The sequence below is a fragment of the Microbispora triticiradicis genome (genome assembly GCF_005864065.1).
GTDB classification, from domain to species: domain Bacteria; phylum Actinomycetota; class Actinomycetes; order Streptosporangiales; family Streptosporangiaceae; genus Microbispora; species Microbispora triticiradicis.
In genome coordinates this window covers 165,457-191,706 of the sequence record NZ_VANP01000008.1, presented here as the reverse complement: position 1 = coordinate 191,706, position 26,250 = coordinate 165,457, and the positions used below count along the sequence as shown (strand labels likewise).

Genomic DNA, 26,250 nt, shown 5'->3' with positions numbered 1-26,250 from the left:
CGGAGACAGGGGGTGACACTGGGGGGGACCCCGATGCCCCGGGGCCGCCGGTTGGCCGATCTTCTGATGGCGGCGCCCACACGGGGCGGGCGTCCGCCGGCAGAAGGAGGGCGCATGGTCACGGCAGAAGGGCTCGCCGCTTACCTCGACATTCGTCGCGATTCGCGTGGACACCTGCCGCAGCAGCTCATGGAGCAGCTGGCCGAGGCGATCCGCGCCGGCCTCCTGCCCGCCGGGACGCGGCTCCCGTCCACCCGGGCGATGGCCCTGCTGCTCGGGGTGTCCCGCGGGGTGGTGGTGTCGGCCTACGAGCTGCTGCTCGCCCGTGGCTTCGTCGAGGGACGGCCCCGCTCGGGCACGTACGTCACGGGCGAGCCGTCACCGTATCGCCGGAGCATCCCCTCGCCGCCCGTCCGCCCGGTCGTGGCGGACTTCACTCCCCGAGCCGCCGCGCCCGGCGCCTTCCCGCTGGCCGCATGGCGGTCCGCCTGGCGCCAGGCCAGCTACCTGCCGCCGAACGGCGAGGCGGCTCCGCTGGGGTCGGCCGCCCTCCGCGAGGCCGTCGCCGAGCATCTGCACCGGACCCGCGGGCTCGGTGTCGAGGCCCGTGACGTGGTGGTGGCCGTCGGGCTGCGGCAGGCCTGCTGGTTCCTGTTCGAGGCGATCGGACAGCTGATCGGGCAGCGGGAGGCCGGAGCGGCGGCGGTGGCCGTCGAGCAGCCGGCGCCGGAATATCCCGTGCGGGCCGCCCGGCAGGCCGGATGGACGACCCACGCGCTGCCGGTCGACACGGAGGGCGCACGGGTGGACCTGCTGGACGGGGCGGACGGGATACGCGCCGCCGTCGTGTTCGCCGAGGGCAACCATCCGTTCGGCGCGGTGCTGTCGCAGCCCCGCCGGCGGATGCTCGCCGCGTGGGCGCAGCGGACGGGCGGATATCTGGTGGACATCTGCACGGAGCAGACCGGAGCAGGGGACAGGCCGCTTCCGTCCCTGCTCGACCTGGCGAGCGGGCGGGTGGTCCTCGCGGGGACGCTGGGCGACGGCCTCGCCCCGCCCGGGTTGGCGTACCTGGTGCTGCCGCGTCCACTGGTGCCGCTGGTCGCACGGGTCGCGGGTGGTGACGACGGGCGGCTCGGCGGGACGGCGGAGGCGGCGTTCGCCCGGCTGCTCGGTGACAGGACGATCGCCCAGCACGTCAGGCGCGCGTCGCGGCTCCACGTCCGGCGGCGCGAGGAGGTACGTGCCGCGCTGGCACCCGTCGGACGATCCGCGCGGCTGGTTCTCGGCCCCCGGGGTGCCAGTGCGGCACTGCTGTTGCCCCGCCAGACCGTCGATCCCGTGGTGACCGAACTCGCGGGCCGCGGTGTGACCGTGGGCCGTCTGTCGGACCTGTACCAGGTCCGGGCGGGCGACGATCCCGACGGAATCGTCCTCGGTTTCGGCCACCTGACCGACGAGGAACTGCACCACGGCCTTCTGGCCGTCCGCACGGTGCTGGCCGGCCTGACCAGGGCGCGGGCCGGCCGGGGCGTCGACGGTGTGCCCGCGCACCCGCGTCCGGCACGGCCCGCGTCCGGACGCCGCCCGCACGGCGGCGGCGACACCGAGCTCACTCCCGGCGCGCCGAGGCCTCGGTCATCGGCGGGTCCGCGGCGGTCTGGCGGTCCCCGCCGCAACGCGGTCCAGCGCGTGGACCAGCTCGACCCGGCCGCCGATGCGCAGCTTGCGATAGGTGTTGGTCAGATGCAGCTCGACGGTCTTGGGAGTGACGAACAGAGTCTCGGCGATCTCGCGATTGGACAAGCCTGTGGCTGCCAGCTCGGCGACCCGGCGCTCTGTTGAGGTCAGCGCGGTGGCGCCGGGCCCGGCCGAGGCGGTCCGGGACCCGGCCGCCCCCGACATGGCGTCCACGCGCTCGCGCAACGGGGGACAGTCGCACTGGGCCGCGAGCTCGGCGGCGTCGTCGAGCAGTTCGCGCGCCCAGCCGCGCCGGCCTCGCCTGCCCGCCGCCGCGGCCAGGTCCACCAGCGCCTTGGCGTACTCCAGCCGGGCAGGCGATCCGGCGAGCACGTCGACCGCCTCGGCCAGCAGCGGGAAGCCGTCCCGTGCGCCGAGCACGACGCCGGCGACCCGCAACGCGCGGCCCAGCGGCCGGGGCGCGCCCCAGCGGCGGGCCAGGGCCACCTCGGCCAGCGCGAGCTCCGCCGCCCGGTCGCCGTGACCCAGCCGGTGCAGGGTGCGGGCCGCCTCGGTGCGCCAGGGCATGAACGCGGGGTTGTCGCCGCCGAATCGGGCGAAGAGGCGGCCGGCGTCCAGCGCCGCGGCCACCGCCCGCTCACCGCCCACCGTACGGCGCAGCAGCCGCGCCCGCGTGTCGGCGTAGAAGTACATGGGACCGGCAGGCGGCGGCTCCTCCGGCAGACCGGCCCAGGCCAGCGCGGACCGCGCGCCGGCCAGGTCGCCGCGCTCGGCCAGAATGTCGGCCAGGAACGGGGCGACGAACGGCCGGCCGAGCCGTACTCCGGAACGCTCGACGGCCTCCACCGCCGTGCGCGCCTCCCGCTCCGCCTCGGCGAGATTGCCGCGCCACAGTTCGTGGAGCGCCGCCAAGGCGTGCACCGGCCCGTACGCCCGGACGCTGCCGCGGCGGTACGCCTCCCGCCGGGCGTGGTCGATACTCGTGCCGACCAGGTCGTCCTCGGCGGCCAGGAGCGCCAGCCAGCCGCACACGAGTGGGCTGTCCCCGGTGCCGAGGCGCACCAGCAGCCCGTCGGAAAGGCCGCGGCGGGCGGCCGGCGCCGCCTGTGGACGGGCCTCGAACGCGGCCCGCAGGGCGAGCACGCAGTCCAGCGCCCGCCCGCCGGCGCTCGGCGGCTCGTCGTCGCCCGCGGCCTGCCCCACCTCGTCGATCAGGTGCAGCTGACCGGGTTCCAGCACGGTCACATTGACCAGGTACGCGTCCAGATGCCGGCGCAGCCCGGCGTCGTGGGGAGGGGACGCCTCGCCCAGCGCCTGCCGCGCGTCACGCCAGGCCCGTATCGCCGCCTCCGTGTCGCCGCCGAGCAGCAACGCCTCCCCGAGCCGTAGACCGGCCACCGCCCGGGCGGCGGGCTCGACGGCCGACGCCAGGGCCTGTTCGCCGTAGCGCGCGGCGGCCTCGACGTCGCTGTGCAGCGCGACATCGGCGAGCTGGTCGACCAGGACCTGACGGTCCTCGTCGCCGGTCGCCTCGGGCAGCGCCCGCCGCAGATAGGTGTACGCGCTGTCGGGGGAGCCGCGGAACAGCGCCGTCTCCGCGGCCCGCCGCAGGTATCCGGCCGCGCCCGGCACCACGCCCGGAGGCACCTGCAGGATCTGGGCGGCGATCCGCTCCGGCTCCGCGCCTGTGGCGGCCAGGTGCAGCGCCGCCGCCCGGTGTCCCCGTATCCGGCGGGGGGTGTCCAGGTACTCGTAGGCCGACCGCTGCAACAGCTGGTGCGGGTAGCCGAACCGGCCGCCGGGCGCGCGGACCAGTACGTGACTCCGGATCAGCCGATCGACGGCGGTCGCGGTGGCCTCGACGCCGAGGCCGGAGACGGCCGAGATCGCGGGCAGATCCGCTTCGTTGCCCAGAAGCGCGACGGCATGCGCCACATCGACGACGTCCTGCGGCATGTTTCCCAGGTGGGGCCTTATCCGGCACGGCAGGAGCACCGTGTCCAGCAGGGTGGCGTTGCCGCTCGTGGGTGCGATGCCCTGTTCGACGCAGCCTCGGGCCAGCTCGGTCAGCAGGAGCGGGTTGCCGCCGCTGGAGTCGTGACAGGCGGCGACGAAGGCGTCGTCGGGCCGGGTGCCGAACATCGTCGCGAGCACGGCGGCGGTGCCGGTCGGTCCGAGCGGGCGCAGCCGTACGAACTCGGTGCTGGGCGTGCGCAGGATCTCGGCCAGCAGGTCGGGGACCGGCGCGCCGGACGTCAGCGCCAGCATCACGGTCAGCGGCAGGCCGTCCAGCCGGGGCAGCAGGTAGGCCAGCAGCCGCAGAGAGGGCGAGTCCGCGTACTGGACGTCGTCGACGACGAGAGTCAGCGGTTCCGCCGTGCACGCGTTCACGACCAGCCAGTACAACCCGTGCAGGACCGCGAGGTCGCCGACCGGCCGGATCGCCTCCACGGTGAACACCGACGCGGCCTGCGCGGCGGCGCCGGCGAACAGCGGACCCCGCCCGAGTTCGGCCTCCGCGGTCAGCATCGGCTCGAACAACTGCCGCGCGACGCCGTAGGCGAACTCGCGTTCCAGCGGCGAACCCGCGGCCCGTGCGACTGGTCGGCCGTCCTGACGCAGCCGCTCGCGCACCTCGGCCAGCAACCGCGTCTTGCCGATCCCGGGAGGACCCTCGACGACGAATATCCGCCCGCCCGCATCAGGAGTAACGGCACGCGCCGCGTCGACCAGGATGGAGACGCCCTCGTCCCGCTCCTGTAGGGGCGGGTGCGCTGATCTCGGGACCATCCTGCGTTCGTGGTAGGGCGGTGGACTGGCCGGCGAGTGCGACGCCGACGGTTTCACCGCGGTGGCGGACCGCGATTAACTTCTCACAGCATAACAAAATGGGTGGTTATTGCGCACCAAATTACCGGATGCGGCGATTACTGGTCCATGGAATGCGACGGCGAAGTGGTCCATTACGGACACCGCGCGGCGGCGATCCTGACATGGAACACGAAGGGTGCACATCAGGCACCCAGAAGCACGCACGCAACACAAAAGGGGCATAATGTCGACGATTTTCCGTCCCGTCCGTTTCCGTCCCACGTCGCGGAGCCTCGTGCCCGTCGGCGCGACGCTGGTCGCGGCGGTGACCGGCGCCCTGCTCACCGCCTCGCCGGCCCAGGCCGCCGATGGAGCCGGCATGTCGGCCTCGTGGAACTACTACCGGTCGGACGCGTTCCAGGTCGGCGCGACGCTGCCGGGCGTCAAGCTGACGGCATTCGGCAGCGACCAGAGCGGCTCCCGCAACCTCCACGGAACGATCGAGCACGTCGCCGACGACGGCCGGTGCTCCCGGGTGGTGATCCGGGCGATCAATGTGAGTTCCGATCTCGTCAACGAGACGACCTGCGGGAACGGCACCTACAAGACATTCAGCACCGGATCCGGCAGCTTCGACGATGGCCTTCTGGTGCTGGTCTACCGGACCATTCCCGGCACCACGAACGCCGACAAGTCACTTTTCGTCGCCATTCCGAGTTCGGCGACCGATGCCGGGGTGCGTACGACGGGCACCGGAGCGAGCTGGTCCTATTACACGGCGACGGACTACACGTACTCGCTCGTGCGTCCCGGTGTGCGGCTCACCGGCTACGGCTCCGACGACGGCGGCCGGTCGACGCTGAACACCCTGGAGAAGACCGCGACCGGTTCCGGTTGCGCCTCTGCCAACGTCAAGGTGGGAGACGTGAACACGAGCGGGTCGACCTGCACCGGCACCGCGGCCTATTTCTCCCGCTGGAATCTCGACGGCGGCCTCACCGCGAAGGCCTGCTACAAGCCGACGAGCGCGGCCGAAGCGTGCCTGTCGACCTACCTGCCGAAGCCCGTGTGATTCCCGGCCTGGTCGCGGTCGCGGTCGGAAGTTGGGATCACAGCCAGCCCGCGTCCTCGGCGATGCGGACGGCGTCGATCTTGTTGCGGGCGCCGGTCTTGGTGATCGCGCCGGTGAGGTAGTTGCGTACGGTGCCCGCCGACAGGTGCAGGCGGGCGGCGATCTCCTCGGCGGAGGCCCCTCGGGCGGCTTCGCGGAGGACCGTGGCCTCGCGTGGGGTGAGAGGGCTCTCTCCGTACTCCATCGCCGAGGCCACCAGCTCCGCGTCCAGCACCCGCAGCCCGGCCGCCGTACGCCTGATCGCGTCGGCCAGGCGGTCGCCGGGGGCGTCCTTGACCAGGAACGCCTCGATGCCCGCCGACAACGCCCGCCGTACCTGACCCGGCCGGCCCATCGCGGTCAGCACCAGGATGCGGCAGGAGGGGAGCACCTCCCGCAGCCGGGCGGCGGCGGTGATGCCGTCCAGCACGGGCAGGTCGATGTCGACGATCGCCACGTCCGGCCGCACCCGCAGCGCGGCGGGGACGATCTCGTCCCCGCGCGTCACCTCGGCCACCACCTCCAGGTCGGACTCCAGGCGCAGCAGGGCGGTGAGCGCGGCCCGGATCATGTGCATGTCCTCGGCCAGGAGGACGCGGATCACGCGGGCACCTCCATCGTCAACCGGAAGCCGCCCTCGGGCGTGTGCCCGGCCTCGACCGTGCCCCCTGTCTGCGCGGCCCGCTCCACCAGCCCGGTCAGTCCGCCACCGAAAGGCCTGACGGTTCGCGCGTCGTCAGGTGCGAGGCCGTTGTTGACGATCTCCAGGCGGGTGCGTCCCGCGCGGTTCGACGTGGTGATCGAACAGGTGGTGGCGCGGCTGTGCCGCAGGATGTTCGTGACACCCTCGCGCACGGCCCAGGCGAGCGCCTCGTCCTGCTCGCGGAGCGGGGTCATCTCGGCGAGGTTGACCTGGCAGCCGATTCCGGACGACTCCAGCAGCGCCGTGGCGCGGTGCACCTCGTCGGCGAGCGTCATCCGCCGGTAGCCGCGAGCCACCTGACGCACCTCCAGCGCGGTCTCCCTTGCCACCTGGACCAGCGCGCCGACCTCGGTCCTCGCGGCGGGGAGATCGCGGTCCATGAGCCGGGCGGCCAGGTCGCCCTTCAACACGATCGCGGTGAGGCTGTGGCCCAGCCCGTCGTGCAGGTCACGGGAGATCCGCAACCGCTCCTTCAGCACCGCCGCCTCCGCCAGGTCGGCTCGCGCCTGCTCCAGTTCGGCGGTAACCCGGACCAGCCGTACGACGACGTAGATCATGGCTCCGGTGATGACGATGGTGAGGGCGTAGAAGTACGAGCCGGTCACGTTGTGGAAGATCCCCTGGAGCCACCAGAACTCCGCTGCCGCCATCGTCGTCACCAGGACGCCGCCCCAGCGCAGCGGGAGCAGCAGGAGCACCGGCCCGGCCAGGAGCGGCGCGGTCCCGGCCGACCAGCCGGTGAACCCGAGGACCTCCGGCAGGTAGGCGGCGACCGCCTGCACCGCCAGTGTGGCGGGGAGCCATCGGGATCGGGCGCCCGTGAACGCCTGCCGTACGTGAAGGAAGTGCGGCCAGTAGAAAGCGGCCAGCAGCACGAGCAGCCGGGCGTTGACCGACGCGGAGGCCGTCGCGAGGGAGGCCACCAGGGGGATGATCGTGTAACCGACGGAGACCAGGACGATCAGCGCGATTCCGAGCCGTCGCGCGGAGGTGGAGTTCATGACCGGCCCATTATGACTTCCGGGTCTCCCAGCGGAACCACCTCCTGATCGAGAGCAGCGCGACCCCCGCCCACACCGCCAGGACCAGAGCCGGTACGGCTGCCGCCGCCAGGTCGGAGCCGAACGTGCCCGGCCCATAGGAGGCGCGGACCGCGTCCACCACCGCGCTGGTGGGCAGGGCGGCGAGGAACGGGTGCAGCCAGGAGGGCAGCAGGTCCACGATCGAGCCCATCGCCCCGGACGCGAGGCCGGCCAGGAAGAAGAAAGGCAGCGTCATGGGCGCCGCGAGCTCCCCGCGCGGGATCGCCGCCGTCCACGCCACCCCCAGCGTCGCCATCACCGCCGAACCGGCGACCGCGAACACCGCGAAGAGCACCGGATTCCTCGGCAGCGGCACATCGGCCAGGAGGTGTACGGCCACGGCTGAGACGATCATGAGGAAGACCGTCTGCGTGACGGTGTTCGCGACCTCGCCGAGGAGGATCTGCCGGTCGGTGAGCCGGGTGGCGCGCAGCCGTTTGAGCAGGAGCTGGTCGCGCCGCATGGTCAGGGCGACGGTGATGTTCAGGAACGCGGTCCCCGACAGGATGAGCGCGAGCGTCCCCACGAACATCTGCGCCGCGGCCGTGACGCCGCCGGCCGTGACGTTGCGCATCAGCGTCGGCATCCCGATGGCCAGCCCCAGCGGGGTGATCACGGAGGCGGGCAGCGTGCCCTTGTCGCGCCAGAACAGCCGGGCGCTCAGCTTGTAGGTGGCCGTGAGGCTCATCGGCGTGGATCCCATCGGAAGAGGAAGCGGACGGCGACCAGGGCGAGGAGGGCCCAGACGGTCAGGTTCAGGACGGGCCCGGTCAGCGTCGCGAGCTCGCCGCCCCTGTAGGCGAGCCCGGCGATCTCGACCATCGCTCCGGTCGGCAGGAGGTCGAGTGCCCACCGGACCCAGCCGGGGAGGAGGCCGGTGACGAACGGCCCGTACGCTCCGGCCCCGAGCGCACTGGCCAGCAGGAACGGGATCGTGGCGGGGGCGTTCAGGTCGGGGCGGCGGGTCACGATCGAGAAGACGACGCCGATCAGCGCCAGCACCCCGGCCACCACGACGACGCACGCCGCGAACAGCAGCGGCAGCTCGGGTGGCGGCAGGTAGGTGAAGGTGTAGAGGATCACCGAGACGAGGGCCGACAGGAGAGCGGCCTGCGTCACCATGTTGACCAGTTCGCCGCCGACGATGGCCCGCCCGCGCAGGCCCGAGGCGCGTAGCCGCTTGAGAACCAGCGACTCCCGCCTGGCCGACAGCGTCACGGCCGTCTGGGTGGTCGCGACGATGGTCAGGAGCGTGGCGAGCATGCCGAGATGCATGCCGAGCACCACCTCCACGTCGCGGTTCTTGAGCGCGGCGGCGATCAGCAACGGCAGGCCCGCGCCCAGGCAGACGCCGAGCACCGCGACGCCGCCGACGGCCCGTCCGTCGCGCCAGAAGAGCCGCCCACCCAGCCGCGCCACGGCCAGCACGTCACGCACGGGCGTCACCGGTGGTCGCCTCGGTCAGGCGTGCCGTTCTGGGCCATTTCGCCGTTTTGGGCCAGCTCCAGGAACAGGTCTTCCAGCGAGGCCGTACGGACTTCCAGGCCGCGCAGGCGCAGGCCGCGTTCGCTCGCCCAGCCCAGCAACGTCTGGGCGGCCAGGTCGGGATCGGCGGCCTGGACCATGGCGAGTCTGCCCCGCATAGTCGCGGGCAGCGGCAGCTCCCCGGGCTGAATCACGGAAGGCAGCTCGAACGAGACCCGCCCCACCCGCGCGGCCAGCGTCTCGGCCATGTCGCCGCCGACGACGATCTGACCCCTGTCCATGATGGCCAGGTTCGTCGCGAGTTGCTGGGCCTCCTCCAGGTAGTGAGTGGTCAGCAGCACGGTCGTACCCCGGGCGGCGAGGTCGCGGACGACCTCCCAGATGTTGCGGCGGGCCTCGGGATCCATGCCGGTCGTCGGCTCGTCCAGGAACAGCACATCGGGCCGGCCCAGCAGGGCCAGCGCCAGGTCCAGGCGGCGTTTCTCACCGCCGGACAGCTGCCGCACCTTCGTCTTCGCCTTCGCCGTCAGGCCCGCCAGCTCCAGCGCCTCGCTCGCGGGGCGCGCGGCGGGGGTGAAGTCACGCCAGATCTCGACCGTCTGCCCGGCCGTCAGGTCGGGGAAGAACCCGGCCTCCTGCAGCATGATGCCGACGTTGCCGCGCACCTGGGCGCGGTCCCTGATCGGGTCGAGGCCCAGCACCCTGACCGAACCACTGTCCGGCTTCTGGAAGCCGGTGAGCAACTCGATCGTCGTGGTCTTGCCCGCGCCGTTGCGGCCGAGCAGGGCGAAGACCGTACCCGCCTCGACCTCGAACGAGATGTCGTCGACCGCCTGGAAACTGCCGTAGCTCTTGCTGAGGTGGTTCACCTGAATCGCTGCCACGCCTCGATCCTTGGCCAGGGGCGGCGGCGGAAACAGTGAGCAATTCACAACTTCGCGCCCTTGCCGAGGGTGCCGTCCGGAAGGCCGCCGTCGTCATTCCCGGTTGTCCGAGCCGTGCCATTCCCCGATGATCCATACAAAGGGTGAGGCGCCGAAGGGCAACCATGAAGGCATTGCTGATTTTCCTGTGCGTCGCCGCGGTGGGCGCGTTCGCCGCGGTCCTCCTGTTGTTGCGAAGCTCGGAGGACAGCGGCCGGGAGCCCGTCGCCTCAGACTCCGGCGTCACGGCGGCGGCCTCACCCGTGACCCGGAAGAGCGTGCTCCTCGATGCCGAGGGCGCCGTCATCGAGGAGTTCTCCGGCGACTGCGCGGGCAGCGCGTACCCCTACCTCTGCCGGTACGTCGGCGAGCGGCTTCTCGCCGAGGACCCGCGGCTGCTCACTCACGACAGCCTGACGATCCGTACGACGATCGACCAGCGGCTCCAGCGGGCGGCCCAGCAGGCCGTCGACACGTACGTCGACCGCGACGACCCACAGCTCGCCACGCAGGTGATGATCGTGCCGGGCGAAGGCGCCATCAGGGCCATGGCCGCCAGCCATGACTACGGCGACGGGCCTGCCTTCCAGCAGGGCACAACTTCGATGCCCTACACCCTGGCCGCGGCGCTCGCCGCCGGCATGCGGTACGGCGACGGCTTCGCCGTCTCCGACGAGTACCAGGCCCAGGGCTACGCGACGGTCAAGAACTGCGCGGGCCAGGGTGCCGCCGAACCGACTGTCGTCATCCACAATCGGGAGAAGGGCGGGAAGCGGTTCGTCACCCTGCGGTCGGGCACACGAGGCGCGGTCAACACCTTCTACATGCGCGTGCAGGAGAAGGTCGGCCTGTGCGAGACCGTCAGGATGGCCGAAGGGCTCGGGCTCAGGAGCGCCGACGGAAAACCGCTCCGGGAGATAGAGACGTTCACGCTGGGTCCCACCGAGGCCGACCCCGTCTCGGTGGCCAACTCCTACGCCAGCCTCGCCGCCCGTGGCCGCTTCTGCGAGCCTATGGTGATCACGGAGATCCGTGACGGCTCGGGCACCACGCGTTCCTTCCCGCCGCAGTGCCGGGAGGTCCTGGACCCGGCCGTCGCCGACGCGGTCACCGGGGTGCTGTCGGATGTCCTGGCGAAGAGCAGGCTCAAGGGCATCGGCCGCGAGGCGGCGGGCATGCCCGGCGAGGGCGACGCGCACCGCTCCGCCTGGTACGCCGGTTACACCCCTGATCTGGCCGCGGCCGTCAGCCTCGGCGACCCTCGCGGTGCTTACCGGTACCCCCTGGTCGACGTCACCATGGGCGGCCACCACTATCGACAGGTGGACGGTACGTCGGTTCCCGGCCTGATCTGGAAGCAGGCGATGACCGAGGCGACGCGGGGGACGCGGGAGACCCGCTTCACCCGCCCGGACATCGGGCGCTTCGGCGGCTGCCACGACGCCTGCCCGAACTGACCGCCACCCGGGGCATGCTGCGGAACAGCGACAAACCGGGAGAAGTTTGTGTCGCCCAGGCACTCGCGGTCACGGGCGAGTCGGCACATGATGGCGCCTACGACGTCGTGGGAAACCGGAAACACAACTTCAGAGACGAAGAGTGACAGCACGGATACGATCCGACCGTGACCGGCTACGTCCGCACCATTCGTCGGGCCATACGCGAGAACCCGGACCCGACCTGGATGGATCTGCCGCTGGCAGGAGAACGCCTTTCGGAGATCGTTCTATTCGGTCATGGGAAGGACGCCGATGTGATGGTCGAACTGCTCGATGGCCGGCGGTTCGTCCTGGGGCTCGGCGGCATGCTGCGAGTGCGCGGGTGCCCTGCCATGCGATCGGAGGTGATCCGGTGGGATGACCGTTCTCTCATCATCAGGTATCGCGGAGATAACCTGAAGATCGCCGCCTTCCGGATCGAAATCCCGAGTTGGAACGACGACCTGGAGACGTTCCAGGCCATGGTCCGCAAGTGGCTGGCCAAAGGCGGTACTGAGGACCTCACCTGGTGCCTGTCAATGGATATCGAGGTCACAGCATGAGCAGGGGCGCGAGGAAGCCGGTCGGTCCTTAATGTTGAGCCGGCAAGGGGAGCTGCCCGGCCAACCCTCGCCAGGCGGGGGCGCTACTCGCCGCGGTTACCTACGTCGGCCGCTCACGGGGCCGCGCATGATGGCCCTGGGCGCCTGCATGTACTACGCCGTGCTTTGCCCTGAGGAGGCCGCGGGCCTTTGGCGGGAGAACTGCCAGTTGCCCGAGAGGGCTGGTGGGGCATGCTGACGCTGGAGAAGGCTCGGCCACAGGCGAACGAGCGCTATACCAACTGGGGGAGGTGCACGACGAGCGCGGCCTGAAGCACCGCGCCGAGCGCGAGACGCGGCCGATCCCCATTCCGCCGGTCCTGCAGGCGATCCTGAGAGAGCACATCAAGCGGTACGGCCTTGCCGACGATGGCCGACTGTTCCGCACCGCCAAGGGCGGCCCCTACACCGCCTCGGCCAACTCCCACATCTGGCAGAAGGCGAGAGCGATCGCATTCCGGCCGGAGCAGGCGACGTCCCCTCTAGCCGCGCGGCCATATGGACCTGCGGGACGCCGCCGTCTCGCTCTGCCCCAGGTGGGAGCCTGTTAGGCCTGATCGAAGAGTGCCCCCGGCAGGATTCGAACCTGCGGCACCCGCTTTAGGAGAGCGGTGCTCTATCCCCTGAGCTACGGAGGCAAGTGTGCGGTAGTAAGCCTAGCGAAAGGTTGGGGCGCTCGCGCCTCCACCCGGGGGTGCGGTGGAGAAGTCGGTGGTCATCGGTCGGCCGACCTGGGGTAAAGGCATGGCAACTCGGCCCGCTTGCACCAGGGAGGCTCCTTACCGTCGCTGCCTGTGACCGTAATGCGACGCGGATCCCTGCGGCGGCGATCGATGACGCTCGTCGCGGCGATGATCGCGCCGTCGATCCTGGCTTCGGGCCTGCTCGTGGCCGATCTCGCGGGCTACGGGGAACATACGCGGAGCAGCCTGGCGGATGAGGCCAAGGGCGTGCCCACCGATCCTGTCGGGGGCGTACGGAGTGCTGGGCCGGGGCTGTCCGCGGAGGCGCCGTCGGGAGCGCGGCCGTTCGCGGACACCGGCCGGGCCGCGCAGACGGCAGAAACGGTGCTGGACCCGACACCGGTGCCGGAGCCGTACGGGCCGGCGCGCCGCTATGAGGGGCTGGTGCGGCTTCCCGCTGTTCCCGCGCCGGTTGTGGGGCGGGTCTGGAAGGCCGTCCCCCGGAGTGCCCCGGAGAAGGAGAAGAGGCGGCCCATCAAGGAACCCCGGGAGGAGCGCCCGGCCTGTGCTCCGGAGTGGGAGGGCACGTGGCTCTGGGACGCCTGCAGGGAGGGCGGCGGGCAGTAGGCGCATGAGCTGGAAAGGCGCAAACGCGACGTGATCGGTCGATAGCGCTTGAGCGAACCAGGGCACCGGCCCACCGGACGCTGTAGTAACGTGCGTCCCTGACCCAGGTCACGAGTTCGCAAACGGGGGAGTCGAGCGTGTCATCTCCTCGGTCGGCCGGGCTGATCGCGGTCGTCACGGTGATGACTTCGCTGGCCTCGACGACCGGAACGGCCGCGGCTGCCTCGGTGCCCATGACGGCCGGCGCGAGTGCCCGTACGGACGCCGCCGTGTGGGCGGGCGGCAAGGAGCCCACGTCCCTGACGGAGCTGCGGCGTGAGGCCCAGAAGGCCTACAAGTCGATCGAGGACGCGAACCGGGCGCTGGTGGCGCGGCAGAAGAAGTTCGCGGGGGTGGAGAAGGAGCTCGCGAGCAAGCTCACCAGTCTCCAGCAGGCCACGGCCGAGCTCAACAGGCTGCGCAAGCCGTTGTCCGACCTGGCGGCGTCGCTCTACCAGGACCCCTCGGTCGGGGGCCTCAGCCCGTTCATCGCCGGCGGGGACGGCACGGCCATTCTGCGCAGGATGAGCGACATGCAGCATCTGGTCGCCGGGCACAACACCGTCCTCAGCGAGGCGTCGAAGCTGCTCGAAGGTCAGCAGCGGCTCGCGCAGGAGGCGCAGGAGCTGCGCGCGGCCAGCCTTCTCCAGGAGGCGCAGCTCAGCGCGCAGGTCACCCTCATGCGCAAGCGCTCCACGACCCTGGTCCGGTCGCTGACCAAGGCACTGGTCAAACTGGGCGTGAAGATCGGCCAGGGGACGGAGGGTGCGGGCGGCTGCGATCCCACCCGGATCGCCCAGGCGGAGCAGTATCCGAACGGCCTTCTCCCCAAGAACATCCTGTGCCCGCTCCCGCAGCGCGGGGAGACCCTGCGCGCGGACGCGGCGATCGCCTTCGCCGACCTCAACATCGCCTACAAGAAGCGCTTCGGCACGCCGATGTGCATCTCCGACAGCTACCGCAGCCTCGGCGAGCAGCAGGCCGTCTACTACCGGCGGCCCGGGTTCGCGGCCACGCCGGGCAAGAGCAACCACGGGCTCGGCCTCGCCGTCGACCTCTGCGGCGGCGTGCAGAGCTTCCGGTCCGCCCAGTTCAACTGGCTTGAGGCCAACGGCAAGAAGTACGGCTGGTTCCACCCCGACTGGGCCTACCACAGCCCCTTCGAGCCGTGGCACTGGGAGTACGACCCCAAGCTCGGCTCGCTGCTGCCTTAGCGACGCGGTGAACCTAGCGGGGGTGGATGGTCACCGAGAGCCTGCCCTGCGCCTGGGCCTGGGCGAGCCCGGCGGCCTGGGCGGGAGTCGTGGCCAGCACCAGCAGTCCGCCGCCGTCCGTGGAACCGGGCGGCCGGGCGATCACCCGCACTTCCTGGGCGACCGTCCGGGCCTCGAAGGGGCCGTCCTCGTAGGCCGCCAGGACGTCGATCACATCCCCTGGTGACAGCAGGCGGGCGGCGCCCGGGTCCGCGATCCGAACCGGCGTCGCGACCGACTCCGGTGATCCGGAGAACCGGAACAGGCCCGGGCCGAGGAGGCGCGCGTCGGTGAGCGGCTCACCCCGGCGCAGTGGGCCCGCGACCACCCTGCCGGTCACCGGGGAGCCGGCCGCGTACGCCCCGGCGGGCACGGCGTCGGGCGGCAGCCGTACGACCATGACATCGGAGGCGGCGAGCCTGCCTCCGGCGAGGTCGCGGGCGGCGGCGAGAACCTCCACGCCCCCCGGCGCCCGTACGGCCGACAGCGCGCACGCCGCCGCGACCCCGGCGAGGACCGCGGCGGCCGCACGGCGCCGACGCACCGGGAGCCGTTTCAGGGCGCGCATGACGACCTGACCATCAGGGGAGCTCGATCGGGAGCTTGATGCCGTCAAGGACGTTGCCGCAGGGGCAGGTTCGCTCCTCCGGCAGGGCCTCCACCACCTGGGAGACCAGCGTGCGCATCCGCTCCACGTTGGCCGCGAAGAAGGCCAGCACCTCGTCGTGGGTGACCCCCTCGCCCGCCTCGACACCGGCGTCGTGGTCGGTGACGAGGGAGAGCGTCGTGTAGCAGAGGGCCAGCTCACGGGCGAGGACGGCCTCGGGGTGCCCGGTCATGCCGATGATCGACCAGCCCGCGCCCGCGTACCACTGCGACTCGGCGCGGGTGGAGAAGCGGGGGCCCTGGATCACGACCAGCGTGCCGCCGTCGACCGTGTCCCAGCCTGCCTCGCGTGCCGTGGCTGTCGCGGCGGCCCGGCCGGAGGGGCAGTAGGGGTCGGCGAACGACACGTGGACGGCGCCCGCGTCGAAGAAGGTCTGCTCGCGTCCCTGGGTGCGGTCCACGATCTGGTCGGGGATCACGAGGGCGCCCGGGCCGATCTCGGGGCGCAGGGACCCGACCGCGCTGGGCGCGAGGATCTGCCGGACGCCGAGTGACCGCAGGGCCCACATGTTCGCCCGGAAGGGGATGCGGTGCGGAGGGTATGTGTGGCCGCGGCCGTGCCGCGGGATGAACGCGACGGATCTGCCGCCGATGCGGCCCACGGAGATCGAGTCACTGGGCGGGCCGTACGGCGTCGTCACGTCGACCTCGTGGGCGTCCTCCAGCAGGGAGTAGAGCCCGGATCCGCCGATGACCCCGATGTCTGCGCGATTGACCATGGGGCCGACCCTAGCGAACGGCGCCGTGCCTCCGGCGCGGTCCGGCGGCCCCTGTGGACAACCTCGGAACCTCAGGCGGCGGCGGTCGATCCCGACGAGGAGGTGCTCGTCGACGTGCTGGTCGAGGCGGTCTCCTTCTTCCCGGAATCGCCGGAGCCGTTGGAGCTCCCCGAGCCGGCGGAGTCGGCGGACTTCGACGGCGTCGTCGTGGTCGACGTGGTCGTCGACGAGCTCGACGAACGGCTGTCGGTCCGGTAGAAGCCGGAGCCCTTGAACACGATGCCGACGGCGGAGAACACCTTGCGCAGCTTGCCCTGGCAGGCCGGGCACTCCGTGAGCGGGTCGTCAGAGAACTTCTGAACGGCCTCCAGCTGCTCCCCGCAAGCGGTACAGGCGTACTGGTAGGTGGGCACTCGCTCCTCCTGAGACTGGCACTCGACCGGGTCGACTGCTAATGGTAGTCAGTCAAGAAGCGCAAACGCCACTCCAGCCCGGTTTATTGCCCCCCGGTGTCCCGTTCGCCCACAACCCCTACAGCAGGTCAGCCGCCGCGTTCGCCGTACCAGCCGGCCAGCTTGCCCTTGCGGCTGACCGCGCGCAGGCGGCGTTCGACCGTCTCCCGCTGCGCGGCCGTGGTGACGACGAGAAGCTGATCGCCCACCAGAAGCTGGGTCGTCGGCCCGGGCACGAACGACCGCCCGTTCCGTACGACGAGGGTGACCATGGTGTCGGTCGGCAGCCGCAGCTCGAAGATCTCCACGCCGTGCATGAGGGACCCGCGCGGGATGCGGACCTGCAGCAGGTCGGCCTTCAGCTCCTCCAGCGGCGCGGCCTCCACGTCGAGGTCGCGCGCCTCGCCCTCGGCGGCCAGGCCGAGCACCCGCGCGAGGTACGGCAGCGTCGGCCCCTGCAGGAGCGTGAACACGATGACGATGACGAAGACGTCGTTGAACAGGCCCTTCGCCCCCGGCACCCCCGCGCTCCAGGGGATCGTGGCGAGCACGATCGGCACCGCGCCGCGCAGCCCGGCCCACGACAGGAAGATCTGTTCGCGCCACGGCATCGAGCCGAGGCGCAGCAGCCACACGACCGCGCTGGACACCAGGACCGACGCCGGCCGGGCGACCAGGACCAGCAGCACCCCCGACACCAGGGCGGGCACGATCACGACGGGCAGTTCCGCGGGGTCGGCCAGGATGCCGAGCATCACGAACAGCCCGATCTGGGCGAGCCACGCCGCGCCCTCCGCGAAGCCGCGGGTCGCGGCGCGGTGGGGAAGGCGGGCGTTGCCGAGGATCAGCGTCGCGACGTACACCGCGAGGAAGCCGCTGCCGTGCAGGAGCGCCGCCCCGCTGTAGGCGACGAACGCCAGCGCCAGCACCGCGATCGGATAGAGGCCGGAGGCGGGCAGGGCCACCCGGCGCAGCGCGTACGCCCCGGCGGGGCCGACCGCGAGGCCCACGATCGCGCCGATGGCGAGTTCGGCGGCGGTGTCCAGCAGGGTGGCCGGCAGCGAGAGCGTCAGCGTCGAACCCACGCTCAGTGTCATCACGAGGATGACGGTGGGCGCGTCGTTGAAGCCCGACTCGGCCTCCAGGATCCCGGCGAGCCGAGGTGGCAGCGGCAGCCGCCGCAGCACCGAGAACACGGCCGCCGCGTCAGTGGAGGCCAGCACGGCGCCGAGCAGGAACGCCGACCGCCAGTCCAGGCCGAGCAGGGGTGCGACGGTCGCGGCGAGCACGGCGACGCTGACCGCGATGCCCACCGTGGCGAGCACGAGCGCGCTCGGCACGGCGTCGCGTACGTGACTCCAGTTGGTGGTCAGGCCGCCTTCGGCGAGGATCACCGCGAGTGCGATCAGGCCGAGTTCCTGGGCGAGGTGCGCGTTGTCGAAGTGGATGCCGCCGAGGCCGCGCTCGCCGAGCAGCAGGCCGAGGCAGAGGTAGATGAGCAGGGTGGGCAGGCCGGTGCGGTGCGCGATCCGTACGGACGCGATGGCCGCGATGACGACGGCGGCGGACAGCAGCAGCCAGACGTTCAGACCCACCGCTCCCTTCGCCGCGCCTGCGTCAATCTTGTCACATCTGCACCAACCGGACGATTCCGCTTGGAAGGGCAGCGAACCGTACATGCTGATCATGCGGCTCCGCGGGAACGCCCTCGATCAGCTCGCCCTCGTGCAACAGCGCCACCGTCGGCACGTTCGGCCCGACGCGGGTCAGCGCCCGGTCGTAGAAGCCGCCGCCCCGGCCGAGCCGTACGCCCGTCACCCGGTCGACGGCGAGGGCGGGGACGAGGACCAGCGCGGCCGTCCTGATCGCGTCCACCCCGCGCCGGACGTCGACCGGCTCCATCACCCCGTACGGCCCCAGGGCGAGCGAGTCCGGGCCGTCGTACACCGCCCAGTCGAGCTCGCCGTCGGGCCGCTGCACCGGCAGGATCACGGTCGCGCCGTGCTTCCACATGGCCAGGATCAGCCCGTGCGTGGACGGTTCGGCCCCGATCGACCAGTAGCAGGCGACGAGCCCGGCCATCTGCGCCCACGGCTGGTCGAGGAGCGTCTCACGGATCGCGGCCGAGGACGCGCGCAACGTGCGTTCGTCGAGCTCCGACCGGTCGCGGAGGATACGGCGACGCAGGTTCAGCTTGTCCACAGCCCGCTCCGTTAGTGTTCAACCATGGCTGACTTCGATCCCGTGACCAAAGCCGTTGTGCCCGCCGCGGGTCTGGGCACCCGTTTCCTTCCCGCGACGAAGGCGACCCCCAAGGAGATGCTGCCCATCGTCGACAAACCGGCCATCCAGTATGTGGTGGAGGAGGCCGTCTCCGCCGGGCTGCTCGATGTCCTGATGGTGACCGGCCGCAACAAGCGTTCGATCGAGGATCACTTCGACGTAGCGTACGAGCTTGAGGACGCGCTGCGCGCCAAGGGCGACGAGGAGCGGCTCAACCAGGTGAAGGAGCCGGTGGACCTCGCCACCATGCACTACGTGCGGCAGGGCGAGCCGAAGGGCCTCGGCCACGCCGTCCTGTGCGCCAAGCAGCACGTCGGCGACGAGCCGTTCGCCTGCCTGCTCGGCGACGACCTCATCGACCCCCGCGACCCGCTGCTCAGGCGCATGATCGAGGTGCGCGCGACGTACGGAGGCAGCGTCGTCGCGCTGATGGAGGTGCCGCGCGAGCACGTCTCCCTGTACGGCGCCGCCGCCATCGAGCCGACCGACGAGGACGACGTCGTCCGCGTCACCGACCTCGTGGAGAAGCCCCCGGCCGACGAGGCCCCCTCGAATTGGGCGATCATCGGCCGGTACGTGATCGACCCGGCCGTGTTCGAGGTGCTGGAGCGGACCCCGCCGGGGCGTGGCGGCGAGATCCAGCTCACCGACGCGCTGCGCACGCTGGCCGCGACGGCCCCCGGCGAGGGCGGGCCGGTGCACGGCGTGCTGTTCCGGGGCCGCCGTTACGACACCGGCAACAAGCTGGAATATCTCCAGACCGTGGTGCAGTTCGCCGCGAACCGGGGCGATCTCGCGCCCGAGTTCCTGCCCTGGCTCCGGCAGTTCCTCGACACGATCGAGTCCTGAGCGACATGAAGCCCGTCGACCGCCATCTCGCCGACATCCTCGCGGTGGTGCGCCCGCTCGCCCCGCTGGAGGTCGAGATCGACGCCGCCCTCGGCGCCGTGCTGGCCGAGGACGTCGTCTCGCCCGTGCCGCTGCCGCCGTTCGACAACTCGGCGATGGACGGCTACGCCGTACGGGCCGAGGACGTCGCGGGGGCGCCCGTCACGCTGCCCGTGATCGGGGACGTGGCGGCGGGCGACGGCGGGCTGAACGCCGTCGGGCCCGGCCTGGTCGCCCGCGTCATGACCGGCGCGCCGATGCCGGCCGGGGCCGACGCCGTCGTCCCGGTCGAGTGGACGGACGGCGGCACCGCCCGCGTACGGATCGACAGGCCGGCCCCGCCGGGCAACGCGATCCGGCGGGCGGGCGAGGACGTCCTCGCGGGGGAGACGGTGCTCCGCGAGGGCGCCCGGATCGGCGCCGCCCAGGTCGGGATCCTCGCCGGAGCCGGCCGGCGGCGGGTGCGGGTGCGGCCCCGGCCGAGGGTCGTCGTGCTGTCCACGGGTGCCGAGCTCGCCGAGCCCGGCACCCCGCTGGGCGCGGGCCAGATCTGGGAGTCCAACAGCTTCATGCTGACGGCCGCCGTACGGGAGGCCGGAGCGGAGGCGTTCCGGGCCGGTTCGGTCTCCGACGACCCCAAGGAGTTCCTGGACGTCCTGGACGCCCAGCTCCTGCGGGCCGACGCCGTGATCACCAGCGGCGGCGTCTCGATGGGGGCGTACGAGCCGGTCAAGGAGGCCCTCTCGCCGCTGGGCACGGTGGCCTTCGAGAAGGTCGCGATGCAGCCGGGGATGCCGCAGGGCTTCGGCGTCGTCGGGCCCGACCGCGTGCCGATCTTCACGCTGCCCGGCAACCCCGTGTCGTCGTTCGTGTCGTTCGTGCTCTTCGTGAGGCCGGCCCTGCGGGCCATGCAGGGCCTCCCGGCGGGGCCGCCGGAGGCCGTGCGGGCCACCGTGACGGCGCCGCTGCGGTCGCCCGCCGGAAAGCGGTCCTATCTGCGGGCCGTGCTGACCGGGCGGACCGTCGCGCCGGTCACCGGCCAGGGCTCGCACCAACTGGCCGCGCTGGCCGCGGCGAACGCGCTGATCGTGGTTCCGGAGGACGCGACCTCGCTGCCCGAGGGCGCCGAGGTGGAGGTGATCCCGCTGTGAAGCTGACCCACGTCGACGAGACCGGCGCCGCCCGGATGGTCGACGTCTCCGAGAAGGACGTGACCGCCCGTACGGCCGTCGCGACCGGCCGCGTCCTGCTGTCGCCGGAGGCGGTGACGGTGCTGCGTGCGGGAGACGTGCCCAAGGGCGACGCGCTGGGGGTGGCGCGCATCGCCGGGATCATGGGGGCCAAGCGCACCCCCGACCTGGTGCCGCTCTGCCACCCGATCGCCCTGACCGGCGTCAAGGTCGACCTGTCCGTCGTGGACGAGGGCGTGGAGATCACCGCCCGGGTCCGTACGGCCGACCGCACGGGCGTCGAGATGGAGGCCCTCACGGCCGTCACCGTCGCGGCGCTCGCCCTGGTCGACATGATCAAGGCGGTGGACCCGGCGGCGGTGATCACCGGCGTCCGGGTGGAGGAGAAGACGGGCGGCAAGACGGGCCACTGGGACCGCGACGCCGGCGACGTCCGTGACGCCCGCGATGTTCCCGGCGCTCACGGCGCTCCCGGCGCTCGCGATCGGAGGTGAGGGCGGCGTGCGCGCGCTGGTGGTGACCGTCTCCAACCGGGCGTCCGCGGGCGTGTACGAGGACCGTTCCGGGCCGCTGCTGGCCTCGCTCCTCAAGGAGGCGGGCTGCGACCCGGTGGACGGCCCGCGGGTGGTCCCGGACGGCGAGCCCGTCGAGGCGGCGCTGCGCGAGGGAGTCGGCGAGGGGTACGACGTGATCGTGACCACCGGCGGCACCGGCGTCACACCCCTCGACCTCACGCCCGAGATGACCCGCCGCGTCCTGGACCGGGAGATCCCCGGCATCGCCGAGGCCGTACGGCAGGTGAACCGCGAGAAGGTGCCGACGTCGATCCTGTCCCGCGGCCTCGCCGGGCAGGCGGGCCGGACGCTGGTGGTCAACCTCCCGGGGTCGTCCGGCGGCGTACGGGACGGCATGGCCGTGCTGGCCCCGATCCTGGCCCATGTGGTGGACCAGATCCGCGGCGGCGACCATGTTCGCTGACCGCTCGATGCCGGGCGCCCCCACGTGGCGCGTTGACCGTTCTCCGGTGGATGATTGACGGATGGATCGACTTCGCGGCTGGCCGGTGTCCCTGACCGAGGGACCCGTGGGGCTGCGGCCGCTGCGCCTGCGTGACGTCCGTGACTGGCGCGACACCCGGCTGCGCAACGCCGAGTGGCTCCGCCCGTGGGAGCCGAGCAACCCGGAGACCCCGCTGTTCCGCACCGGTCTCGGGCCGTACGTCTCGATGGTCGGCACGCTGCGCCGCGAGGCCCGCCAGGGGATGGCCATGCCCTGGGTCGTCACGTACGAAGGGCGGTTCGCCGGGCAGCTCACCGTGGGGGCGATCGTGTGGGGATCGGCCCGTTCCGCCCAGGTGGGCTACTGGGTGGACGGCCGGCTGGCCGGGCGGGGCATCATCCCGACCGCGCTCGCCATGGCCGTGGACCACTGCTTCTTCACCACCGGTTTACACCGTCTGGAGGCCAACATCCGGCCGGAGAACCAGGCCAGCCGCCGGGTCGTGGAGAAGCTCGGCTTCCGCGAGGAGGGCATCCGCCGGCGTCAGCTGCACATCGACGGCGCCTGGCGCGACCACATCTGCTACGCGCTGACCGTGGAGGACGTGCCCCGCGGGCTGCTCGTGCAGTGGCGCCGCACGATGAACTCGGCCGCCCGCCGCAGCGAGCCCAGCCCCGGTTAGGGCGTCGGCGGGTGTGCCTCGCCGCCATCTCAACCGAGACACAAGTGGATCACCAGTGGGCCCCGTGATGCTTCGTGGCCGTAAGCGAAACCGCATCACGGGGAGACATCCGTATGAGGAAAAAGGCGTTATCCACCGCGGCGGCCGCTCTGACCGCCATGGCGGCCATGAGCGCGGCGGCTCCCGCACCCGCGTCCGCCGCGCCGGTGCGGATCGAGATCGTGACCGCCCACAGCGAGACCGTGCGGGAGTGGATCGACCCGTTCACCTGCCCGACGAACATGGTTCTCACCGCCCGCTCGCACTACGGCGACGAGAACGCCCCCACCAGCTACTCCTGCGGCTTCATCCTCATCGAGGGCGAGCAGGCCCGGGTGTACATCGGCGACTGGACCTCCCGTCAGAAGGAGAGCAAGTCCGACTACAGCGCTCCCGACCACCAGGCCGTGGTCGGCAGGTGGCACGAAGGCGACGAGAACGGCTACACGAGGTACCGCACCGCCACCGTGTACTGGCGGGGCCAGCGGGTGCTGCTGACCAGCGGGGACATCAGCGTCGCGTACCGGGAGAGCAACCACACCTGGCAGGCGCAGGGGACCGGGGTCATGACCGGCCGTAAGCACAGCGGGGACGAGAACGGCAACACCTGGTACCGATTCGCCAACGTGACCGTCGCGGGCTGACAGGAAAGGCACCGAAGACTGTGAGAACGTTCAGCAAGGCTCTGTCCGTCGTCGCCGCGGCCGCCGCTCTGTCCGCCACCGTCTCGGCCTCGCCCGCCTCGGCGGCCGTGACGATCAAGGTGGAACAGGTCTTCAGCCAGACCGTGTGGGAGTGGACGGGCGTCCAGTTCACCTGCCCGCAGAACCAGGTGCTCACCGGCCGTTCGCACTACGGGGACGAGAACGCCAAGACCACCTACTACTGCAGCCGGATCCTGATCAACGGCCTGCAGGTCGAGGTGCACGCCGGAGACTGGACCTCCCCGCAGCGGGAGAGCAAGTCCGACTACAGCGCCCCGAACGACCAGGTGATCGTCGGCAGGTGGCACACGGGGGACGAGAACGGCGAGACGAGGTACCGCAGCGCCGCGCTGTACTGGTCCACGCGGCAGATCAGGCTGATCGACGGGGAAGTGAGCGGTCAGTACACCGAGAGCAGCCACACCTGGCAGGCCAGGGCCGGCAAGGTCATGACCGGTCGTACGCACTACGGGGACGAGAACGGCAAGACCACGTACCGGTCCGCGACCGTGTACTTCGAGGAGTGATCTTCCGCAGCGCACCGGCCCGCGTACCGTCAGCGCCCTGGTGCGGCTGAGGCACTGACCGTCCGGGCCGGGACGGCCGGCCGGGTACGCCGCGGGACCACCGCGACCCGGCCGGTCGGCCCGGGGGCCGCCTGGTCCGTGCGGGACCACGCGGCTTCCGCGGGATCGAATTACATGAACAGCTTTGACGATCTCGCGACACACCGGACCGAATGCTCGTCATTCATCGACACGCGGTCCTACGGTGCGTGACGTGAACACCTCTCAGACGACACGAGCGCAGGGACGTGTTCACCATGCCCCCAAACCCGCCCGTACGGCGTTCCGGAGGCTGATCCGGAGGTGGGCGCGTGGGTAGCGCCGTGCTCTACCTCGCCATCGTCGTCATGTGGCTCAGCGTCCTGCTGCCCATGTGGCTGCGCCGCGACCGGCACACCGACGACGACCTTTTCGAGGACCCGGCGGCGGAGGCGACCACGCTGTCCGAGCGGCCCGCCGCCTCGGCCGGCCCAGAATCCGACCTCGAAGCCGACCCCGAAGACGGTTCCGCTCCGGGCGCCGAGGACGGCGCCGAGGAGAACGACGCCGACACGGTCGTCACCCCGCCGGTAAGGGCCACCTCGTCCCCGGACTCCGCAGCCTCGGCGTCCGCGGTTTCGGCCGACTCCGCGGACCAGGCCACCGCGGACCAGGTGGCGGCCGAAAGGCACGCGCGGGCACGCAGGATGGCCGCCCATCGCCGCGCCCGGATCCTCGCGCGGCGCCGCAGGCGCCTTTTGTGGAGCGTTCTGCTCGTCCTGGCCTCCGTGGTCACCGCGGCCGTCCGCGTGATGCCCTGGTGGGCGGTCGCGCCCTCCGGCGTGCTCCTCGTCGGCTATCTCGCCGTGCTGCGCGTGGCCGTACGCGCGGACCGGGAGCAGCGGGAGAAGGCCGCGCGGGCGCGGGCGGCGTACCTGCGCAGGCAGCGGGAGCGCCGCCGCGCGCTGGCCGCCCTGACCCGCGAGGCGGAGATCATCAAATTCGAGGCGCGCAAGCGTTCGCAGGTCTTCGACCAGTACGCCGACGGGCGGCGCGCGGCCGGAGACTGATCCGGTGGCGCGAACACCCCGCGGAGTTTGCTAATCTAGTCGAGGTCGTTGGGGCTATAGCGCAGTCCGGTAGCGCACTTCGTTCGCATCGAAGGGGTCTGGGGTTCAAATCCCCATAGCTCCACCACGACAGAGGCCGGTTCCGCCCAGCGGGACCGGCCTCTTTGATCTTCTGGATGGCTGAAGCGCTCCGGCATCTGCAGAGGCTTGTTTCCCTGAGAGGATCGGGTCATGGCAGCCAAGTCTCCCTACCCCGCGGAACTGCGTAAGCGCGGCGGTGCGGATGGTCGCCGAGGTCCGTCCGGGCTACCCGACCGAGTTGGCGGCGATCAACGCCGTCGCCGTCAAGTTCGGCATCGGTACCGCCGAGACCCTTCAAGCGGGGCCCAAGCTCAGGTCGACGACGGCGCCCGACCGGGTACGACCAGCGATAAGTCAGCCGAGCTGAAGCGGCTGCGGCGGGAGAACGCCGAACTGCGCCGAGTGAATGAGATCCTGAAGGCCGCCTCGGCTCTCTTCGCGGCCGAGCCGGACCGACCACAGAAGCGCTCGTGAGCTTTATCGGCGAGCACCGCGAAGCGTGCTGAGCGAACACGGGCTTCCCCCTCCCCAGCACCTACTACGTCGCCAAGAGGCGGCCGCCCTCGCACCGCTCTGTCCCGCGACGCTGAACTAGGTGAGCACACCCAGCGCATCCACGCTGGCAACTACAGCATCTGCGGGGTGCACAAGGTCTGGCGGCCACTGCTGTGGGAGGGCCATCAGGTTGCCCGCTGGACCGTCGAGCAGCGGATGCGCGCCCTGGGCCTGCACGTAGCCCGCCGCGGCAAGAAAATCCGCACCATGGTGCCCGAGTCCGGTCATCAGCGGGCCGCCAACCTGGTCAAACGGGACTTCACCGAAACCGGTTCGAACGCCGTATGAGTCGCCGGCTCCTCTTACGTTCACGCCTGGTGCGGCTATGTCTACGGCTATTCCCGGGCAATCGTCGGCTGCGATGTCCGAACGCGCCATGCTGGTACTGGACGCCCTAGACATGGCGTTTTCGCGGCGCGACGCGCCGGACATCCCGCCGCCCCCGGCCTCATCCATCACTCCGATGTTCGCAGTCAACACATCTATTTCCGCCTCACCGCCCACCTGATGACCGCCCGTATCGACCACTCGATCGGCACGGCCGGGGACGCGCTGGACAACGCGCTGATGAATCGCAGATCGGTCTGTGCAGGATCAAACTCATCACCCCCGCGGGCCGTGGCGCAGCTTGGCCGAAGTGGAACTGGCCACCACTGAATTGGTCGAGTGGTGCAACACCACCCTCTCCGGGGCGGTTTAATGCTGGCTTAAGGGCCTCCACGAAATTCGGAGTGGTTCAACAGGAGGTCCCATAAGGCAAACTAAGTGACCAACAGGCGCAAAGATTTGGCTCAGCCTTCCTATTGCTGCCCAAGGCAGTACGTGCCAAACGACTGAACAATGCATGGTGGATCGGGTACTGGCAGCGAAGAAGACCTG

General features: G+C 71.3%; 25 protein-coding genes, 2 tRNA genes and 1 pseudogene. 16 read left to right on the top strand and 12 right to left on the bottom strand.

Going from position 1 to position 26,250, the window contains the following annotated elements:
• Window positions 1–33: 33 nt before the first annotated feature.
• A pseudogene (locus FED44_RS38315) lies at window positions 34–354 on the top strand (GntR family transcriptional regulator); the annotation flags it as partial.
• A gap of 1,284 nt (window positions 355–1,638) precedes the next feature.
• On the opposite strand, the gene FED44_RS38165 reads toward FED44_RS38315, so the two are convergent.
• Window positions 1,639–4,491, bottom strand: coding sequence for an ATP-binding protein (locus FED44_RS38165; protein ID WP_138461848.1), 2,853 nt, complete (start codon window positions 4,489–4,491; stop codon window positions 1,639–1,641).
• Window positions 4,492–4,756: 265 nt separating this feature from the next.
• On the opposite strand from FED44_RS38165, the gene FED44_RS21705 reads away from it, so the two are divergent.
• A complete protein-coding gene (locus tag FED44_RS21705) occupies window positions 4,757–5,584 on the top strand; it encodes a hypothetical protein (protein WP_138461847.1) in 828 nt (275 codons plus the stop codon).
• A 37-nt stretch (window positions 5,585–5,621) separates the two neighbouring features.
• Here the strand turns inward: FED44_RS21705 and FED44_RS21700 are convergent, their stop codons facing one another.
• The 5 genes from FED44_RS21700 to FED44_RS21680 are packed head-to-tail and all read right to left on the bottom strand — an operon-like array spanning window position 5,622 to window position 9,777.
• Complete coding sequence (locus FED44_RS21700; RefSeq protein WP_111701440.1) at window positions 5,622–6,227, bottom strand: response regulator transcription factor; 606 nt, start codon at window positions 6,225–6,227, stop codon at window positions 5,622–5,624.
• The gene (locus FED44_RS21695; RefSeq protein ID WP_167521551.1) at window positions 6,224–7,327 is read right to left on the bottom strand and encodes a sensor histidine kinase; all 1,104 of its coding nucleotides are present in this window, start codon (window positions 7,325–7,327) and stop codon (window positions 6,224–6,226) included. The genes FED44_RS21700 and FED44_RS21695 overlap by 4 nt, the downstream gene beginning before the upstream one ends.
• Window positions 7,328–7,337: 10 nt before the next feature.
• The gene (locus FED44_RS21690; RefSeq protein WP_167521550.1) at window positions 7,338–8,096 is read right to left on the bottom strand and encodes an ABC transporter permease; all 759 of its coding nucleotides are present in this window, start codon (window positions 8,094–8,096) and stop codon (window positions 7,338–7,340) included.
• A complete protein-coding gene (locus FED44_RS21685; RefSeq protein ID WP_138461844.1) occupies window positions 8,093–8,854 on the bottom strand; it encodes an ABC transporter permease in 762 nt (253 codons plus the stop codon). Before FED44_RS21685 ends, FED44_RS21690 begins: the two co-directional genes overlap by 4 nt.
• Entirely contained in the window at window positions 8,851–9,777 is a 927-nt protein-coding gene (locus FED44_RS21680) for an ABC transporter ATP-binding protein (RefSeq protein ID WP_138461843.1), read from the bottom strand. Before FED44_RS21680 ends, FED44_RS21685 begins: the two co-directional genes overlap by 4 nt.
• Window positions 9,778–9,941: 164 nt before the next feature.
• Here FED44_RS21680 and FED44_RS21675 point away from each other — a divergent pair, with 164 nt between their 5' ends.
• Both FED44_RS21675 and FED44_RS21670 read left to right on the top strand, forming a co-directional pair.
• Window positions 9,942–11,273, top strand: a complete 1,332-nt coding sequence (locus tag FED44_RS21675; RefSeq protein WP_138461842.1) for a penicillin-binding protein — start codon at window positions 9,942–9,944, stop codon at window positions 11,271–11,273.
• A 167-nt stretch (window positions 11,274–11,440) separates the two neighbouring features.
• The gene (locus FED44_RS21670; protein WP_138461841.1) at window positions 11,441–11,857 is read left to right on the top strand and encodes a hypothetical protein; all 417 of its coding nucleotides are present in this window, start codon (window positions 11,441–11,443) and stop codon (window positions 11,855–11,857) included.
• Between the two features lie 604 nt (window positions 11,858–12,461).
• On the opposite strand, the gene FED44_RS21665 is transcribed toward FED44_RS21670, so the two are convergent.
• Window positions 12,462–12,534, bottom strand: a tRNA-Arg gene (locus tag FED44_RS21665).
• 156 nt (window positions 12,535–12,690) lie between these two features.
• On the opposite strand from FED44_RS21665, the gene FED44_RS21660 reads away from it, so the two are divergent.
• Window positions 12,691–13,206: a hypothetical protein gene (locus FED44_RS21660; protein ID WP_138461840.1), complete on the top strand. Its 516-nt coding sequence runs from the start codon at window positions 12,691–12,693 to the stop codon at window positions 13,204–13,206.
• A 137-nt stretch (window positions 13,207–13,343) separates the two neighbouring features.
• Entirely contained in the window at window positions 13,344–14,459 is a 1,116-nt protein-coding gene (locus tag FED44_RS21655) for a D-alanyl-D-alanine carboxypeptidase family protein (RefSeq protein WP_138461839.1), read from the top strand.
• Window positions 14,460–14,472: 13 nt separating this feature from the next.
• Here the strand turns inward: FED44_RS21655 and FED44_RS21650 are convergent, their stop codons facing one another.
• The 5 genes from FED44_RS21650 to FED44_RS21630 form a co-directional block, all read right to left on the bottom strand.
• Window positions 14,473–15,066 (bottom strand): SAF domain-containing protein, encoded by a 594-nt coding sequence (locus tag FED44_RS21650; protein WP_138461838.1) that lies wholly within the window; start codon window positions 15,064–15,066, stop codon window positions 14,473–14,475.
• A gap of 13 nt (window positions 15,067–15,079) precedes the next feature.
• Window positions 15,080–15,883 carry an S-methyl-5'-thioadenosine phosphorylase gene (locus FED44_RS21645; RefSeq protein ID WP_138461837.1) on the bottom strand — a complete coding sequence of 268 codons (804 nt, stop codon included), beginning with the start codon at window positions 15,881–15,883 and terminating at the stop codon, window positions 15,080–15,082.
• A gap of 71 nt (window positions 15,884–15,954) precedes the next feature.
• Complete coding sequence (locus tag FED44_RS21640; protein ID WP_138461836.1) at window positions 15,955–16,296, bottom strand: FmdB family zinc ribbon protein; 342 nt, start codon at window positions 16,294–16,296, stop codon at window positions 15,955–15,957.
• Window positions 16,297–16,424: 128 nt separating this feature from the next.
• Window positions 16,425–17,930, bottom strand: coding sequence for a potassium/proton antiporter (locus FED44_RS21635; RefSeq protein ID WP_244302131.1), 1,506 nt, complete (start codon window positions 17,928–17,930; stop codon window positions 16,425–16,427).
• 31 nt (window positions 17,931–17,961) lie between these two features.
• On the bottom strand, window positions 17,962–18,537 hold the full coding sequence (locus FED44_RS21630; protein ID WP_138461835.1) for a 5-formyltetrahydrofolate cyclo-ligase: 576 nt from the start codon (window positions 18,535–18,537) through the stop codon (window positions 17,962–17,964).
• A gap of 24 nt (window positions 18,538–18,561) precedes the next feature.
• Here FED44_RS21630 and galU point away from each other — a divergent pair, with 24 nt between their 5' ends.
• From galU to FED44_RS21580, 10 genes are all read left to right on the top strand, one after another.
• A complete protein-coding gene (galU, locus tag FED44_RS21625; protein WP_111701425.1) occupies window positions 18,562–19,467 on the top strand; it encodes a UTP--glucose-1-phosphate uridylyltransferase GalU in 906 nt (301 codons plus the stop codon).
• Between the two features lie 5 nt (window positions 19,468–19,472).
• Complete coding sequence (gene glp, locus FED44_RS21620) at window positions 19,473–20,657, top strand: molybdotransferase-like divisome protein Glp (protein ID WP_138461834.1); 1,185 nt, start codon at window positions 19,473–19,475, stop codon at window positions 20,655–20,657.
• Window positions 20,654–21,190 (top strand): cyclic pyranopterin monophosphate synthase MoaC, encoded by a 537-nt coding sequence (gene moaC / locus FED44_RS21615; RefSeq protein ID WP_262367129.1) that lies wholly within the window; start codon window positions 20,654–20,656, stop codon window positions 21,188–21,190. The genes glp and moaC overlap by 4 nt, the downstream gene beginning before the upstream one ends.
• Window positions 21,144–21,674: a MogA/MoaB family molybdenum cofactor biosynthesis protein gene (locus FED44_RS21610; RefSeq protein WP_138461960.1), complete on the top strand. Its 531-nt coding sequence runs from the start codon at window positions 21,144–21,146 to the stop codon at window positions 21,672–21,674. Before moaC ends, FED44_RS21610 begins: the two co-directional genes overlap by 47 nt.
• A gap of 61 nt (window positions 21,675–21,735) precedes the next feature.
• Window positions 21,736–22,377 (top strand): GNAT family N-acetyltransferase, encoded by a 642-nt coding sequence (locus FED44_RS21605; protein WP_111701422.1) that lies wholly within the window; start codon window positions 21,736–21,738, stop codon window positions 22,375–22,377.
• A gap of 113 nt (window positions 22,378–22,490) precedes the next feature.
• Window positions 22,491–23,060, top strand: a complete 570-nt coding sequence (locus FED44_RS21600) for a hypothetical protein (RefSeq protein WP_138461833.1) — start codon at window positions 22,491–22,493, stop codon at window positions 23,058–23,060.
• Between the two features lie 20 nt (window positions 23,061–23,080).
• Window positions 23,081–23,647, top strand: a complete 567-nt coding sequence (locus FED44_RS21595) for a hypothetical protein (RefSeq protein ID WP_138461832.1) — start codon at window positions 23,081–23,083, stop codon at window positions 23,645–23,647.
• A 350-nt stretch (window positions 23,648–23,997) separates the two neighbouring features.
• Window positions 23,998–24,735 carry a divisome protein SepX/GlpR gene (gene sepX, locus FED44_RS21590; protein WP_138461831.1) on the top strand — a complete coding sequence of 246 codons (738 nt, stop codon included), beginning with the start codon at window positions 23,998–24,000 and terminating at the stop codon, window positions 24,733–24,735.
• 50 nt (window positions 24,736–24,785) lie between these two features.
• Window positions 24,786–24,862: transfer RNA gene (locus FED44_RS21585), tRNA-Ala, on the top strand.
• A 527-nt stretch (window positions 24,863–25,389) separates the two neighbouring features.
• Window positions 25,390–25,659: an IS3 family transposase gene (locus FED44_RS21580; RefSeq protein WP_341868637.1), complete on the top strand. Its 270-nt coding sequence runs from the start codon at window positions 25,390–25,392 to the stop codon at window positions 25,657–25,659.
• Window positions 25,660–26,250 lie beyond the last annotated feature (591 nt).